Here is a 14,175-nt window from a genome sequence, read left to right on the forward strand (position 1 = left end):
TTAGGAGGGAACCGTTCATAGCGCTATTCCTTCTTTGGTTTCTTGCTCTTGGGTGTTTGTACAGTGTCCGGCTGTACATGGTTTGTACGAAAACGGGCTCTTACATCGGCCTCATCCGTCTCCGCATGGGCATAGATGCGCATGGGTAAATTGGGGTCCGACCAGCGTCCCGCTTTGGCTGCTGTCACAGGATCGACACCCTGACGAACGACCAATCCAGTGAAGAACCCGTGCCGTCCTGCCGGGTGGGCAGAGAGGTAGGGGATGCCCGCACTCTTGCAGATCGTCTTCCAGCGCGTGTTATAGCCAGTGGAGCTTCCATAGCCGAAAACGCGCGGTTTCATGAGTTTGCCTGTCTTGCGGTTCTTGGGACGCTTCGGTGGCAGTTCCAAGAGCTCGTCCATCATCTGGGGCGACACGGTGATCCAGCTCTCTGGATGTCCTTTCTGCGCCTTCACCCTGACCTTGTTCTCAGCGGGCCGCAGATCGTCAGGTTCAATTGAAACAGCCTGATCGATCCGCGCCGCCGTCTCGAACATGAACCGGACCAAGGCGGCGTTGTAAGGATCAGCGGCTCGGCAAAAAGCCTCGATCCATTCCTTGTCAGCAGGCTTGCGTTCAACGCGGCTCAACTTACCTCGGCGCTTGTCCTGGGCGATCCGTTCGAACTTGTCGTAGGGCTTCACGCGGATTAGCGGCGTCCCCTCCAGCTCATGCGCGTTGTTGATCACGGCACTCGCGGGCGTCACGATTTCCCGCCACCACGTATCCGTCGAAGCTTTCGGCTTCAACTTCGGTCCAAGCCCCTTAAGAAGCGCACCAGAAATCGCGCCCAACGGCATGTCGCCGATCTCTTGCACAATAGGGATGAGCTGCTTCGCCGTCTTCGGGGATGCGTTGTAGATCATGATCGCATCCGAGAAAGCCTTGCTCGGCTCATCGCCGACCACATGGCGGCGTATCTGAAGCTCGGTCTCCCGGTTTATCCAGTCCCGTGCGCCCGCTTCTGTAGATGCCTTAGTGCTTCGCCGGTATGGGCCTGCGATTGGCCTGCCGTTGTACTCGACCCAGCCCTTGGCCCAGTAGACGCGGCCCCTCTTGTAGATTTGGAGCGGCATGACTGGCCTCCTTCAAAAATCTTGTCGATCTGCGCGGGTGTGATCAGCATGGTCCGACCAAGACGATAGAATGCGCCAGTGTCATTTGCCCGCTCGCGCAAGGTGCGCTCGGAGATGTCGATCCCCATGTCTGCCATGACCTCGACCCATTGCGCCGGTGTTTTGCCAAGTCCCAAGATTTGCGAGCTGTCTGCATAGTCTGAACCGGACATGGATCAGCACTCCCCGCTCTTGTTGGCGGCATTGCAGTCAGCTTTGACCGTGAACTGCGCCACGTACTTCTCCCAGGCCCCGCTTGGGATCTTCGGATTCCGGCGCCCTGGGGCCGTGTAGATGTGGTCCAGCATGTCCTCGCGGATCAGGTAACGCACGTTGGACACCGGAATGCCGACGCGCTCGGCCAGTTCTTTCGGGGTTTCCAAGAGCTTTTGCACGCGTCGCCTCCTCAATCGTTGCGCTCACAAATCGAGGCAGGCGATTTCATTTTGCGTTCAGAATGAAACAAACTTACGCTGATCTTACGTGAATCGAACGCGTTGCCACGATTTATGGTCATATGTAATTCATATAACCAGTATTGTGGTCAATGCAACCATTAAGAAGGTTGTGGATGACAGTTCCCGGCTTGGGGCACCGCCTTGCGGCTGTGCGAAGCGAAGCAAACCTCTCCCAAGAGGAGATGGCGCAGCGCCTCGGCACTAGCCGAAGCGCGTACCAATACTATGAGCGCGGCCAACGGGATTTGACGGCCTCCTTGTTGCTCAAAGTCTACGAGGAATTCGACGTCGATCCGCTCTGGATGCTCGAGGGCGATACCACGGACGGCAAAAACCGAAGACACGAACAGATCGCCGCCGCCAATCGAAAGATCGGCATCGCGGTCGAGCGCCGGATCATTGATCGCGGACTGACCGTGACCCCCGAAAAGAAATGGGATGCCATCGATTTCCTGTTCGATGAGTTCCTGAACACCGATGTCCTCGCTACAGGCGGCGAAGAACCGGACACCACGAGAATTGATAGCGTTTTGAGGTTGGTAAGCTGATGCTGGACGAAAAACTCCCCGACGACGTGGCAAAACTGCGCCCGCGCAAGCTTCGGCTGGGCCCGGATGTAGAACGCCTGCTTGAAGGCGTTGCAGGTGTGGAAGTCGACCCAAAGAAGGCGGGGCAGGCCAATGGATTGCGCCCGAAGGCTGACAGCGTCAACGCGGCCCGTCGCGCAGGGTGTGGCCAGATCGAATACATCACGCGCGAATATTGTCGCTGCGGTCACTACCTGGCTGGCCAGATCGAAGACGAGTATCTTGCATGGGAACGTAACCTGGCAGAAACACACGAGCGCCTTTCGACCGAAGCGGATCGCAAGCTGAAACCGTTCAGGGTCATGGCACTGGCAGCTCTTCCTTTCCTCATCTGGCCGCTCCTATATCCCGTGCTGTTTGACGACTTTGGATCGTTGACCACCTGGCTCTGGATGCTGCCCGGTATCGCGATTTTCGGCCTTTTCGGCCTAATCCAGGCAATTGTGACTGCCGAACTCAACGACAGCGCTCAAGCTCTCGCAGCCGCCAGCTTCGAACAATTTCTGACTGAGCGCATTGGCATGCCGAGCAATTGATGCACATGACATCGTCCATTTTTTCCACTTCAGCCCGTGCAGCCTTCAACGCTTTGGTTCTGGGCAGTTTTTCTGCGCTCTCATGCCCTAGGAAGTCGTCATCTGATCAGCTGGTCGCTCTTCGTTCTGGTCTTGGAGAACGGAGGCCAATATGACGGAACATATTGTTCGGGAGGTGGATGCAACACCCTATGCGGCATCGCTCATCGAGGGCCATCGCGACTTCGGTTACAACCTCGAGACAGCTCTCGCCGACATCATCGACAACGCCATCACCGCTGAGGCGCGCACGGTGGAACTGATCGCCGACACCGTCGCGGAAGAGCCATGGATCGCGTTGGCCGATGACGGTTCAGGCATGACGGAAACCGAACTGGTCGAAGCCATGCGTCTCGGCTCGAAGGACCCGACCGACGAGCGCGAGGCAGAAGACCTCGGACGTTTCGGCCTCGGCCTCAAGAGTGCCAGCTTCTCGCAGTGCCGAAGTCTGACGGTTTTGACGCGGCAAGACGGTCGAACATCTTGTGCGCGCTGGGATCTGGATCGCGTCGCGAAACGGAACGACTGGTGCCTCGAACTCATCGACAACCCCGAAGTCGTGACAGGCCATGACCTCCTCACGGAGACCGGAACGGTAGTCATCTGGGAGAATCTCGATCGCTTGAGTGGCGGCTACACCCATGACCGCGCTAAGCGGGCCGAGCATATGAACTCTGAGTTGTCCCGTGCCGAGCATCATCTGCGCTTGGTGTTTCATCGCTTCTTGGAGGGCGCCAAGCCACGGCTGAAACTGTCACTCAACGGTCGCCAACTGACCCCCAACGATCCCATGGCAACGTCTCATGCCGCCACGCAGAAGGACCCTGAGGAGGTGCTTCGCCTGCGTCAGGGTGACGTCCTGATCAGATGCCACACGCTTCCCCATCACAAGCGGATGAGCCGGGAAGAGTGGGAAGAAATTGGCGGTCCTGAGGGGCATCTGAAGTCTCAAGGCCTGTATGTCTACCGCGAGAAACGTCTCATCATCGCGGGCGGATGGCTGGGCCTCGCGCGCCAGACCGAACTCACGAAGCTCTGCAGGATCGCCGTCGATATCCCGAACACGATGGACGCCGAGTGGAAGATCGACGTCAAGAAGGCCTCCGCCCAACTTCCGCCGGTGGTGCGTGAGCGACTGAAGAAAGTGGTGGAAAGGTTCGTCGGCACATCCAAACGCACCTATCGCAGCCGTGGCCAGAAGCTGGTCGATGAGACCCGTTTTCCGATCTGGAATCGGGTGCAGAAGGATGGGCAGATCGTCTTCCGCCCCAACCTGGAGCACCCGGTCTTTCGAACCTATTCCGATCAGTTGCCAGAAGAGCTGCGAGAGGGCTTCGAACGTTGCCTGCGCATCGTTGGGTCTGGTCTACCGATCGAGACGCTGCATGCTGAGCTCGTCGGGAACGCGGAAGCGGTCACGGCTGACGAGACTTCAGCAACTGACCTCGAAGAGTTGGTCTATTCCCTTGCGGTGACACTGATGGAAAACGGTGTGCCCTCCGAGGCTCTGTCGGACACGATGCAGAGCAACCCGTTCTTGCGATTGCGGTGGGAAGCCGCCGCACCGATTCTGGAAGATTTCTTAAGGACACGAATTTCATGAATGAAACAATTGAGACAGTGAAGAACATGGTCGAAAGTGGCCTGTTCAATCAGGCACGTAAGACCGAAGACGAGCTTCGCAGTATGATCCGAGGAGTCGCTGCTTTGGTGCCGCCGGGCCTCAGTGATGAAGAGATCGAGCAAATTGCGCGTGAGATCGAGCACAAGCAGGGGATCAAGGCTGGACTTGGTGCGGTGGTCGACAGCGAGGATTTCGAACCTTGGCTGGATGAAGCGAAGCCATTGATCGAGCCTTTCTACTGGAGCCGTTACCAAAAGTTGCTCCTGCAAAACGGCCTGCCGAAAGACGTGGTGATTTCCACGGACACGGTGACGGATAAAATTCTTAGCCGACTAGGCAACCCCGAGAAACACGTGCCGTGGGATCGGCGTGGCATGGTGGTTGGCCACGTCCAAAGCGGCAAGACCGCCAATTATACGGGCCTGATCTGCAAGGCGGCAGATGCGGGGTACAGGCTAATCATCGTTATTGCGGGTATTCACAACAACCTTCGAAACCAGACTCAGGCCCGGATCGACGAGGGCTTCATCGGTCGTGATACCGGGAAGTCCCAGGAAACCAAGAAGGGCGGTGCAAAACACATCATCGGCGTCGGCCATTTCGACCCGAACAACACACCGGTCAGCCTTACCAACACTCTACGGGATTTCAACAAGGCCACGGCCTCAACTAACACGAGCGAGATTGACTCCTACAAGGTTCCTGTCGTCCTCGTGATCAAGAAGCAGTCGAATACACTCCGCAACCTACTGCAATGGCTCAAGGACAATAGTGCTCGCGGTGACCGTGAGATGATTGATCAGCCTATGCTGCTCATTGATGACGAGGCTGACAACGCTTCGATCAATACCAAGTACAATAAGGAGGAAGTCACAACCACAAATAGGTTGATCCGCGAGCTTCTGAACATTTTCCACCGGAGTTGCTATGTCGGCTATACCGCAACTCCTTTCGCGAATATCTTCATCGACCCTGATCAAGACGATGAAATGCTGGCGGAAGACCTGTTTCCGAAGGACTTTGTCATCGGCCTCGATGCGCCATCCAATTATTTCGGCGGCAAAAAAGTCTTTGTCGAAGGCTTGCCCGATGATGAGGAGCCAACTTGGTTGAGGTATGTCGACGACAATGAAGATGTGCTTCCCGTCAAACATCCACAGGATTTTTTCGTGGAAGCACTCCCGGACTCGTTGGTGAGAGCTGTTCGCGCCTTCGTGCTGACTGCTGCTATTCGTAAGCTAAGAAACCAAGAGCACAAACACTGCTCGATGTTGGTGAACGCAAGCTTTCGGAACCCTATTCAATCACAGCTGCGGAATCGGTTGCATGAAGTACTTCAAAGGATTCAGAATGCTGTCAGAGTGAACGGTTCAACTGGTAGCAAGGGAATTGCAGACCCTGAGATTTCAGCTTTGAAAGAGGTGTGGGAAAGCGAATTCAAAAAGACCTATTCCTCATGGGATGAGATTCAGGTTGCGCTGCATGAGGCAATAGCCGCAGCACAGGTCGTGTTGGTGAACTACAAGTCGAAAGATGTCTTGGAGTATCCCGATGAAGTTCGTGGCAAAGCGGGTAGAAAATACATTGCAGTCGGCGGTTTTTCTCTATCGCGCGGACTAACGCTCGAGGGGCTGACGGTAACCTGGTTTTTACGTAACACGAAGATGTACGATACCCTCATGCAGATGGGGCGTTGGTTCGGGTATCGGACCGGATACGAAGATCTTTGCCGTATCTGGATGCCAGCCGAAGCTATTGGATGGTACGCATACATTGCGAACGCGACAGAGGAATTGCACTCAGAAATTCACGATATGGCGTCTGTTCCGACAGCCACTCCCAGGGATTTCGGTTTGGCGGTGCGAAGTCATCCAGCTTCGTTGCTGGTCACAGCACGCAACAAGATGGGGTCGGGAACAAAGGTCACGACGCTGATTGGGCTCTCCAACAAATTTGTCGAGACATCGAGAGTCAGCATTAGATCAGGTGATCTTGCCGCGAATATTGATGCGGCTAGGTCTCTGGTTTCGAAGTTCAAAGGCGCGGGCTTGGAGGAGGAGCGATCGCCTTGGGGAGCGCTCTATCGTGGCGTGCCGGTCCAGTTCATAGACGAATTTCTCGCCGCTTGGCGCAACGCAGACCAGAGCGTAACGACTGACCCGGAGCCGGTCAGAAAATATATCGATGCACGGAGTTCGGACGAGCTGCAAACTTGGGACGTATTAGTTCCCAGCTTAACCAAAGGCGAGGCCAACGGAACGCTGGGCATGCCGATCGTGCCCGCCACGCGATATGTGGACCTGCACGATCTGCAACATGATTTCATGTCATTCAGTGGGAAGCGAATGCGTGTTGCGTCTCGGGGTATCGAGAAGGCTGGTGTAGACCCGGCAAGGGCTGAGGCAACCGAGTCGCGGTATCGGGAAGAAAACGGGAAGGCAGAGGGTGAACGCGTGAACTATCCGGACTCGATCTACCGACGAGAAAGAGATCACGGCCTTTTCATCCTCCATTTTGTCAAGGCGAAGGCGCCAGATGGAAAGGAAGATGCCAAGCAAGTCGACCTGATCCCTGCTGACCCCGTTGTGGCGTGGGGCATAAGCCTTCCAGTTTCTTCTCGCCCGGCTGAACGCGTTGAATACGTGGTGAATACGGTGCACTATCGGGAACTCTTCGGTGAAGAAGACGAAGACGAAGATCAGGAGGCACCTCTTGAAACCTCGTGATCCCTGGGAAAGACTGGACCCGGACGAAGCCAAACGGGTCGATGTCGCGGGCCGTTTCGATTTCTTCTGGGTGGTGCTGGAAGCAGGCATGCCCGGCCTGATGTTGAGGCTACCTAGCCTGCCGCAACCACTGCCGCGTCTGCCGAAGTTGAAGAACCTTGTGGCGTCCTTCCGCCCTGTCTCGGGCGGATCGGCATTTGTTCTCGGCCTCAAGGAAAGAAGTCAGGTTGAGATATTCGAGACCCTTTGCCGAGATGTGGTAGAGGCTGGGGAAGCAAGCTCGGATCGCGACGAAGCGCTCTGCAGAGCGCTGCAACGCACCCGACGCTGGTATCACCTTCTGCGCGGTGGGAAGACCAATGGGCTGTCCGTTGAAGAGCAGCGAGGGCTTGTTGGCGAGTTGGCCTTCCTTCGGGAGCTTGTCTCCGCCTTCGGCCCGGACACAGCGATCGAGGCCTGGACCGGTCCGACCGGCTCGGCGAAGGACTTCGAGCTTATCGGAAGCTGCGTCGAGGTGAAGGCAAGGCGGGTTGCTGCAAAGCCGTTTGTGGCCATTTCGTCCGAAGACCAGCTTGCGGATGTCGAAGGGAGCCGCCTGTGCCTTCGTGTGATCAATGTGGCGTCGGCCGTCCTGCCGGAAGGTCAGAGCCTGCATGATCACGTGCGAATGACGGCCGAGATGTTCGAAGAAGACGGCGCGGCTTTCGAAGCGTGGGAGGAGACGCTCTATTCGACAGGATATGATCCCGAGAACGACTACGACGAGCGGCGATGGCTTCTTGGCGCTGCGACCGATTACGAGGTGACAGAAGGTTTCCCCCGGATTTTCACGCCTCTTGTTCCGGGCGTAGAGAATGTCCGGTACGCGATCGCTCTCGATGCCTGCGAACCGTTCAAATTGGAAGGTGATCTGATCGACCTCATCCGAGGAGGGCTTGACCATGAGTGATCTGGAAGAATTCCATCATGAACTCATCGCGGACATTCAAGGCGATGCCGACGTTCTCGGTCTAGTCACAGTGGAAACGTTCTTCGAAAAAGTCGGCGAGTTGCTCACGGAAGCTGGCGAGTTAGACGGCGCAAACAGATCGTATTTCGAAGGGAGTGTTTCCGGCAATCCGGCACGAATCGACGGCTACGGTGGTGACCCGAGGGACGGCGATGGAGTGCTGAGCTTAATCCTCTGCGACTTCTCGATCACGGATGAAGTAAGGCTGATTCACAAGGATCGGCTCCAGGTTCTGCTGAACACGTTGCATCGCTTTCTCAAAGCAAGCTTGAAGCGCGATTTCAGGGAACAGCTCGAAGAAACGAGTTCCGGCTTTGGTGTCGCTGATCTGATTGCCACGACCTGGAAAGACATCGAGAAGATCAAACTAATCATCGTTTCAAACGCTGACTCAAGGACACAAGCCGACGCGGCCAAGGTGACGGATGTCGACGGCAAGCCGGTAACCTTGAGTGTCTGGGACCTGAAGCGCCTCAAGCAGTATATGGAGCAAGGGCAGGCGCGGGCCAACTTGGTCATCGATTTCGAAAGGGATTTCGGTGGCGGCATTCCGCTACTCGCGGCATCCGGGGCCGAAACTTCGCTCGAGAGTTATCTGGCGGTCATTCCGGGCAAACAGCTGGCCGCAATCTACGATAAATGGGGGCCGCGCCTGCTCGAAGCCAACGTCAGGAGCTTTCTTCAGGCGCGCAACAAGGTGAACAGGGGCATTCGCGACACGATCCGCGATGAACCGCAGATGTTCTTTTCCTACAACAACGGGCTCAGCGCGACGGCAGACGCGATCGAGGTGGAGCAAACCGATCAGGGCCTCCAGCTTGTGCGGGCGGACAATCTACAGATCGTCAACGGTGGGCAGACGACAGCCTCACTGCATGCGGCTCGGAAAACCTCCGCTGAGCAGCTTGAACAGGTCCACGTCCAGATGAAGTTGACCATCGTGCCGCGCGAACAGTCCGAACTCGTCGTCCCGCGCATTTCCGAGTATGCTAACAGCCAGAACAAGGTGAATGCTGCGGACTTCTTCGCCAACCACCCCTTCCACATCCGGATAGAAGAGCTGTCGCGCAAGGTTTTGGCGCGGGGAGAAGACGGGTATCGGGACACCAAATGGTTCTACGAGCGCGCGCGGGGGCAATATGCCGATGAAATCGGACGGAGAAAGAGTTCTGGAAGACAAACTGCTGAAAGTCGGAAGTTTCAGGCCGAGTTCCCCCGCTCCCAGTTCCTCACGAAGACCGATCTAGCCAAGTTCGAGAACACCTGGGCCTGCCTGCCGCATATCGTAAGTCTCGGCGCGCAGAAGAACTTCGCAGAATTCGCCAAGCACATCGGCAAGCGATGGGGTTCTGAAGGTGCGGCGTTCGATGAGCTCTGGTTCAGGCGCGTGATCGCCAAGGCCATCATCTTCCGGGCCACCGAAAAGCTGGTTTCGGGCGCGGAATGGTACGAAGGAGGTTACCGAGCCAACATCGTGACCTACGCGATTGCCAAGCTCGTCCATGATGCAGAGGAACTGGAGATGGTTGTCGACTTGGACGCCGTCTGGAAATACCAGGATGTCTCGCCCGATCTGAAGGCGGCGCTGTTGGTTGCTGCGGCAGAAGCTCAGGACGTGATCACGCACCCGCCCGAGGGCGTACGCAACTTCAGCGAATGGGCCAAGAAACAGGCTTGCTGGAAGGGGCTGGAAGATCGCGAGTTGATCTATCCGGAGGAGTTCGACCGCGTTCTGATTTCGCCGGACCTGGCCAATGAACGCGCGAGAGAGGCCCGTGCGGACAAGGCTGTCGAGACCAGCGTCGAGGCGGAACTCGAGGTGCACAGGCTTGGCGCCGCGTTCTGGGCGGAAGCCCGGAATTGGGCGCGGGAGCGTGGGCTTCTGTCCCCGCGAGAAAATGGCGTTCTGGAAACCTGCGCCGCGATCCCAAGCAAGATGCCGTCGGACAAGCAGTGCGCTATTGCGATGAGCGCGCTCAAAAAGCTTCAGGATGAAGGTTTTTCAACTGGCGTGGGCGTCGATGCAACCTGACTCGAACAGGAAGCTGTACAAGTTCAGTGGTCCAACCGAGTACGCTCTTCAGAACCTGGAGAACGGGGTGATTTTTTGTCAGCACTACTCAGCTTACAATGATCCATTCGAGTTCTGGAGTAACATCTACGAAGGCATTCCCGATCCAAAGCTCGAACCAGAAAGATTTCTTGCCGCTGCATCGGCGTGGGGATTTCCGGCGAACTCAGTCGACGAGCTGATGGCTGATCGAGGATTCTTTGAGAACATGGAAGAGTACTTTGACGAGTGCCAGCACTATGCGCCGCCATTTGGAGCAATGCGGCAAGGTATTCGCGTTGCCTGCTTCGGTTCCGAACAGGACAATTTGCTGATGTGGTCCCACTATGGCGACGGTCTTCGCGGGTTCTGCATCGTGTTCGACGAACCTTCGATCGCGAATGCTGACCCCGACGGCTACTTGTTTGATGTGGCCTATCTGCAGGCGCCGCCCACTGTAGACAGCTTGGTTTACGGGATAGCTTGGGATCAAGACTGGTTCAGCCAGACCGCTATCGATGAAACAACGACAGCGATCGAATTCCAAGGCAGGAAGGAATTGCAGGCGGAAATTCCGATGTACGAAGAAGCTGGCGCTGAAGCTGTCAGGATGATGCATGATATCTGGCGGCACGCCTTCGGTACCAAGCCTGCCGAATGGAGCTACGAACGCGAACGACGTTTGTTGGTGCAGTCTGATCGTGACGACGAATTGCCGATCCTGCGCAAGTACCCCGCTGACGCCATCACGCAAATCGTGGTGGGCGAGAGGATGCCATCCGATTACCGACGCCGCCTCGAAGGCGTTCTGTCGAAAAACTACGGCAGTGTACCAATCTCGACCGCGCGACGGTCACCGTCGACTTACCGCTTGGAAATCGAGCGAGCCGAGGTTCGGCGAAGAGCTTCTGTTGAATGAACACACGGCGATGCTAGAGACTGTCAAAGATCGGCAATAGTACCTGTGCAATCTGCCCCGCAAGAAACGGCGGCACGGCGTTCCCGACCTGCACGAACTGTTCGGTGCGATTACCCATGAAATGGTAGTTGTCTGGGAAGGTCTGCAACCGCGCAGCCTCGCGTACAGTCAGACTGCGACACTGCGTCGGGTCGGGGTGAATGAAGTAGTGACCATCCTTCGAAATGTGGCTCGTTACCGTCGAAGCCGGAGCATTGCCAACTTGGACTCGAAACCGGTCGTTGAACTTGCCCGTTTTCCAGTTCTTGTGGTTCGGCGCCAAGATGTCTGGAAACTGATGCGCACGCGGGCTTAGGCCCTCCGCCTTCGCGAAACAGGCGGCATACAGATATCGGGCAAGATCGGACGGCATGTGCCCACGGGTTTCGTGACCCGAAACGCCTATCAGGTTCGGGTCGTCGAGGAACGCGGCAAGCTCTGGCTGCAGTTTCCTTGATAGGGGTTTTCTCGCGTGGTTCGTTCGGCCCATCTGCGACGTTGCCAGCAATCGTTCCTCGACACGATCCAACTCATCTCGAAAACTGCGAAAGTTCTCGCCTGGGTATTCTCGAGTGATCTGACCAACGGCTTCGATCGCATCGACAACAGCGTCATACCAGGCATGTTCGTCGTCGCGTCTGCTTAAACCACTTCTCAGCCGCGGCAATCCGGTCAACATGTCCTTGACCTGCGCCTTAGTGTTCTGCCGACGAAGTCTGAGCACGGAACCCGCGTCAATATCCGATCTGATGCCAACGATGATCACTCTGTGGCGTGCCTGCGGCACTCCGTGGTCTTCGGTGCGAACAACGAAATCCTTCGGTTCGGGATGATCTCCCGGCTGGATGTTGGCCGACAAGGACATGAGTCTGTAGCCAGGACCAGCATGTTGGAGATCAGACATGACCTGTTCGAAGATCGCCAGCCCCTCGACAGACGAAGAGAGCATGCCCTTGACGTTCTCCATTACGAACACTGCGGGGCTCAACTCATTCAATACACGACAATATTCGCGATAGAGGAAGTTGCGCTCATCGTCTTTCGGTCGGTAGTCCTCAATCCCTGCGTTACGTGAGCGCCCGGCAAGAGAGTATGCTTGGCAAGGCGGACCACCGATCAAAAGCGTTCGATCGCCTGCTGTTCTGTTGGTTTCGGAAATCCTCTCCGACAAGAGCGCGGCGGTTGCTGCCTTCCCAAGCTCCGCGCAAACGGCCTCATTCTCGGCGGCATTCCATTCACGCGGATAGAGGTTCTTCCAATCCGGGCAGTCGTGCTTTCCGGAAATCCATGAATAGTACTCGGGTGGAAACTCGCTGAACTGACGCAAGAACGCGCGAAGTCGGAGTGTCTTGTGCGCAGCACTATCCTTCTCAATCGACACAGAAATCTTGTAGGCACGAGAACCATCCGCCTGCATGCACGATGAAAATCCCTCGCCAAGGCCGCCCGGGCCGGAGAATAGATCAATTATCTGAACGGGTTTTGACACTGCATTACTCCTCGATCTCCTCTTTCCAGGTTTTCGGACTCATGGCAAGGAGCAGGAATGGTAGACATCGTTGATGCCAGAACCCGCTCACAGATGATGAGCAACATTCGCGGCAAGGATACAAAGCCCGAGCTTGCTCTCAGAAGGGCTCTTCACGCGCGGGGTTTTCGATTCCGGCTGCATGTGAAGGATGTCCCCGGAAGGCCTGACATCGTGTTTCCAAAGTATCGCGCGGTCGTGTTCGTTCATGGGTGCTTCTGGCACCGTCATGCCGGTTGTCGATATGCAACCGTCCCCAAGACCCGTGCGGAATTCTGGAAGACGAAATTCGCCGCAAACGTATCAAGAGACGCTGCGGTCCACGACAAGTTGACCAGGAAGGGGTGGCGAGTTGCCACCGTTTGGGAATGCGCTTTGCGGAACCCCAAAGCATTGACGCAAACGGCAGAGATGGTGGCAACTTGGCTCAAGTCAGATGAGCCTGAAATGGAACTTGGCGAGCTTCAGGTCGAGCCGCATTAGGCTATGGTGCACCGGGCCGTTGTTGTTGCCCTGTCAATATGCTTGAAGCATCTGGATCGAACGCCGCCCCATAAGGTTGTCGATTGACAACTTAACTTAGAAGGCCTATATCATGTCTCGTAAACCGCACAAGTCCAAGGAGATTGAGGTGGTCTTGCGTGAGCTGGAAGCCTTGGGATGGACGGTGACTTTGCGATCTGGGCGCGGGCATGCTTGGGGGCTGATCCGCTGCCCTAACAACGATCCGGATTGCCGGTGCGGTGAGTTTTGTCAGATGGGTGTCTGGTCGACGCCACAGAATCCGGGCCAGTTTGCCCGGCAACTGAGGAACCGGGCGCTTGGCTGCACGAAGCTCGGCAATGCCGATGGTGGCGCTAAAGAGGATGAATGACATGGCAGAAATCGAATTCGAACTAGTCTTTGCTCTTCCCGAAGGCGATCACGATGCATTCGATCTGATGGACGCTGTCTTCGAGGCAGGGTTCGAGGACGCCATCGTTGGCACTGGCGTGCCTGGCATGATCGGGATCGCGCTGGAAGCAGCCAGTGACCATGCCGAGGACGCCATTCTCGACGCCGCTCGGGCGATCCAGAAACAGCTTCCTGCGGGCTCGGTTCTTCGGGAAGTGCGGCCTGATCTCGTCAGCTTGGCCGACGTGGCCAAGCGGTTGGAAGTCACGCGCCAATCCCTTCAGAAGCGCAAAATGCCCCCAGCAAGCCAGGGTGGATTATTCCGGATGGAAGAAGTCGCCGTGGTGATCATGGACGCAGCGGAAGGCAAAGGTGCTGGAGCGCGCAAAGGGCGCTTTGCAGTGGACAAAGCGGGGAAGTGGCTGAATGCGGGGAAACCGGCGCGGCGGGTGAACGCGGGTCTTACCGTTGGTGCGATTGATGGGGCGACGCTCGAGGTGCGCGAGGATGCAAAAAACTTCTTCTATGCGGCTGGAATGACGGCTGAACCGCGAACTGGCGCGGCCTGAGGAAGTTTCTGGTGATGAGCTTGCTTGAAGACCCGATGCA

At 56.6% G+C, this 14,175-nt stretch carries 13 protein-coding genes; 10 read left to right on the forward strand and 3 right to left on the reverse strand.

What is annotated here, in order from left to right; genetic code table 11:
- Positions 1-23: 23 nt before the first annotated feature.
- A complete protein-coding gene (locus FPZ52_RS09770) occupies positions 24-1,118 on the reverse strand; it encodes a tyrosine-type recombinase/integrase (protein WP_146365255.1) in 1,095 nt (364 codons plus the stop codon).
- 215 nt (positions 1,119-1,333) lie between these two features.
- Positions 1,334-1,552 (reverse strand): MerR family transcriptional regulator, encoded by a 219-nt coding sequence (locus tag FPZ52_RS09775; RefSeq protein ID WP_146365256.1) that lies wholly within the window; start codon positions 1,550-1,552, stop codon positions 1,334-1,336.
- A 176-nt stretch (positions 1,553-1,728) separates the two neighbouring features.
- Between FPZ52_RS09775 and FPZ52_RS09780 the strand changes: the two genes are divergently transcribed.
- The 7 genes from FPZ52_RS09780 (at position 1,729) to FPZ52_RS09810 (ending at position 11,105) form a co-directional block, all read left to right on the forward strand.
- On the forward strand, positions 1,729-2,163 hold the full coding sequence (locus FPZ52_RS09780; RefSeq protein WP_276617439.1) for a helix-turn-helix domain-containing protein: 435 nt from the start codon (positions 1,729-1,731) through the stop codon (positions 2,161-2,163).
- The gene (locus tag FPZ52_RS09785; protein ID WP_146365258.1) at positions 2,163-2,738 is read left to right on the forward strand and encodes a hypothetical protein; all 576 of its coding nucleotides are present in this window, start codon (positions 2,163-2,165) and stop codon (positions 2,736-2,738) included. Before FPZ52_RS09780 ends, FPZ52_RS09785 begins: the two co-directional genes overlap by 1 nt.
- Positions 2,739-2,889: 151 nt before the next feature.
- The gene (locus FPZ52_RS09790) at positions 2,890-4,380 is read left to right on the forward strand and encodes an ATP-binding protein (protein ID WP_146365259.1); all 1,491 of its coding nucleotides are present in this window, start codon (positions 2,890-2,892) and stop codon (positions 4,378-4,380) included.
- A complete protein-coding gene (locus FPZ52_RS09795; RefSeq protein WP_146365260.1) occupies positions 4,377-7,127 on the forward strand; it encodes a Z1 domain-containing protein in 2,751 nt (916 codons plus the stop codon). The genes FPZ52_RS09790 and FPZ52_RS09795 overlap by 4 nt, the downstream gene beginning before the upstream one ends.
- Complete coding sequence (locus FPZ52_RS09800; RefSeq protein WP_146365261.1) at positions 7,114-8,076, forward strand: PD-(D/E)XK motif protein; 963 nt, start codon at positions 7,114-7,116, stop codon at positions 8,074-8,076. Before FPZ52_RS09795 ends, FPZ52_RS09800 begins: the two co-directional genes overlap by 14 nt.
- The gene (locus FPZ52_RS09805; protein ID WP_146365262.1) at positions 8,069-10,168 is read left to right on the forward strand and encodes an AIPR family protein; all 2,100 of its coding nucleotides are present in this window, start codon (positions 8,069-8,071) and stop codon (positions 10,166-10,168) included. The genes FPZ52_RS09800 and FPZ52_RS09805 overlap by 8 nt, the downstream gene beginning before the upstream one ends.
- Positions 10,128-11,105, forward strand: coding sequence for a DUF2971 domain-containing protein (locus FPZ52_RS09810; protein ID WP_146365263.1), 978 nt, complete (start codon positions 10,128-10,130; stop codon positions 11,103-11,105). The genes FPZ52_RS09805 and FPZ52_RS09810 overlap by 41 nt, the downstream gene beginning before the upstream one ends.
- A gap of 13 nt (positions 11,106-11,118) precedes the next feature.
- On the opposite strand, the gene FPZ52_RS09815 is transcribed toward FPZ52_RS09810, so the two are convergent.
- Positions 11,119-12,633, reverse strand: a complete 1,515-nt coding sequence (locus FPZ52_RS09815) for a DNA cytosine methyltransferase (protein WP_240804342.1) — start codon at positions 12,631-12,633, stop codon at positions 11,119-11,121.
- 57 nt (positions 12,634-12,690) lie between these two features.
- Between FPZ52_RS09815 and FPZ52_RS09820 the strand changes: the two genes are divergently transcribed.
- From FPZ52_RS09820 to FPZ52_RS09830, 3 genes are all read left to right on the forward strand, one after another.
- Positions 12,691-13,155, forward strand: coding sequence for a very short patch repair endonuclease (locus tag FPZ52_RS09820; RefSeq protein ID WP_146365264.1), 465 nt, complete (start codon positions 12,691-12,693; stop codon positions 13,153-13,155).
- 112 nt (positions 13,156-13,267) lie between these two features.
- The gene (locus FPZ52_RS09825; protein ID WP_205758586.1) at positions 13,268-13,546 is read left to right on the forward strand and encodes a hypothetical protein; all 279 of its coding nucleotides are present in this window, start codon (positions 13,268-13,270) and stop codon (positions 13,544-13,546) included.
- A gap of 1 nt (position 13,547) precedes the next feature.
- Complete coding sequence (locus FPZ52_RS09830; protein ID WP_146365265.1) at positions 13,548-14,135, forward strand: hypothetical protein; 588 nt, start codon at positions 13,548-13,550, stop codon at positions 14,133-14,135.
- Positions 14,136-14,175 lie beyond the last annotated feature (40 nt).

Source organism: Qingshengfaniella alkalisoli (assembly GCF_007855645.1).
GTDB lineage: Bacteria > Pseudomonadota > Alphaproteobacteria > Rhodobacterales > Rhodobacteraceae > Qingshengfaniella > Qingshengfaniella alkalisoli.

What these genes read in the sequence shown, in the direction of transcription:
- FPZ52_RS09795 (WP_146365260.1), top strand. Translation starts at nt 4,377, where the DNA reads ATGAATGAAACAATTGAGACAGTGAAGAACATGGTCGAAAGTGGCCTG.
- FPZ52_RS09770 (WP_146365255.1), bottom strand. Translation starts at nt 1,118, where the DNA reads ATGCCGCTCCAAATCTACAAGAGGGGCCGCGTCTACTGGGCCAAGGGC.
- FPZ52_RS09805 (WP_146365262.1), top strand. Translation starts at nt 8,069, where the DNA reads ATGAGTGATCTGGAAGAATTCCATCATGAACTCATCGCGGACATTCAA.
- FPZ52_RS09820 (WP_146365264.1), top strand. Translation starts at nt 12,691, where the DNA reads ATGGTAGACATCGTTGATGCCAGAACCCGCTCACAGATGATGAGCAAC.
- FPZ52_RS09810 (WP_146365263.1), top strand. Translation starts at nt 10,128, where the DNA reads ATGAAGGTTTTTCAACTGGCGTGGGCGTCGATGCAACCTGACTCGAAC.
- FPZ52_RS09780 (WP_276617439.1), top strand. Translation starts at nt 1,729, where the DNA reads ATGACAGTTCCCGGCTTGGGGCACCGCCTTGCGGCTGTGCGAAGCGAA.
- FPZ52_RS09825 (WP_205758586.1), top strand. Translation starts at nt 13,268, where the DNA reads ATGTCTCGTAAACCGCACAAGTCCAAGGAGATTGAGGTGGTCTTGCGT.
- FPZ52_RS09790 (WP_146365259.1), top strand. Translation starts at nt 2,890, where the DNA reads ATGACGGAACATATTGTTCGGGAGGTGGATGCAACACCCTATGCGGCA.
- FPZ52_RS09785 (WP_146365258.1), top strand. Translation starts at nt 2,163, where the DNA reads ATGCTGGACGAAAAACTCCCCGACGACGTGGCAAAACTGCGCCCGCGC.
- FPZ52_RS09830 (WP_146365265.1), top strand. Translation starts at nt 13,548, where the DNA reads ATGGCAGAAATCGAATTCGAACTAGTCTTTGCTCTTCCCGAAGGCGAT.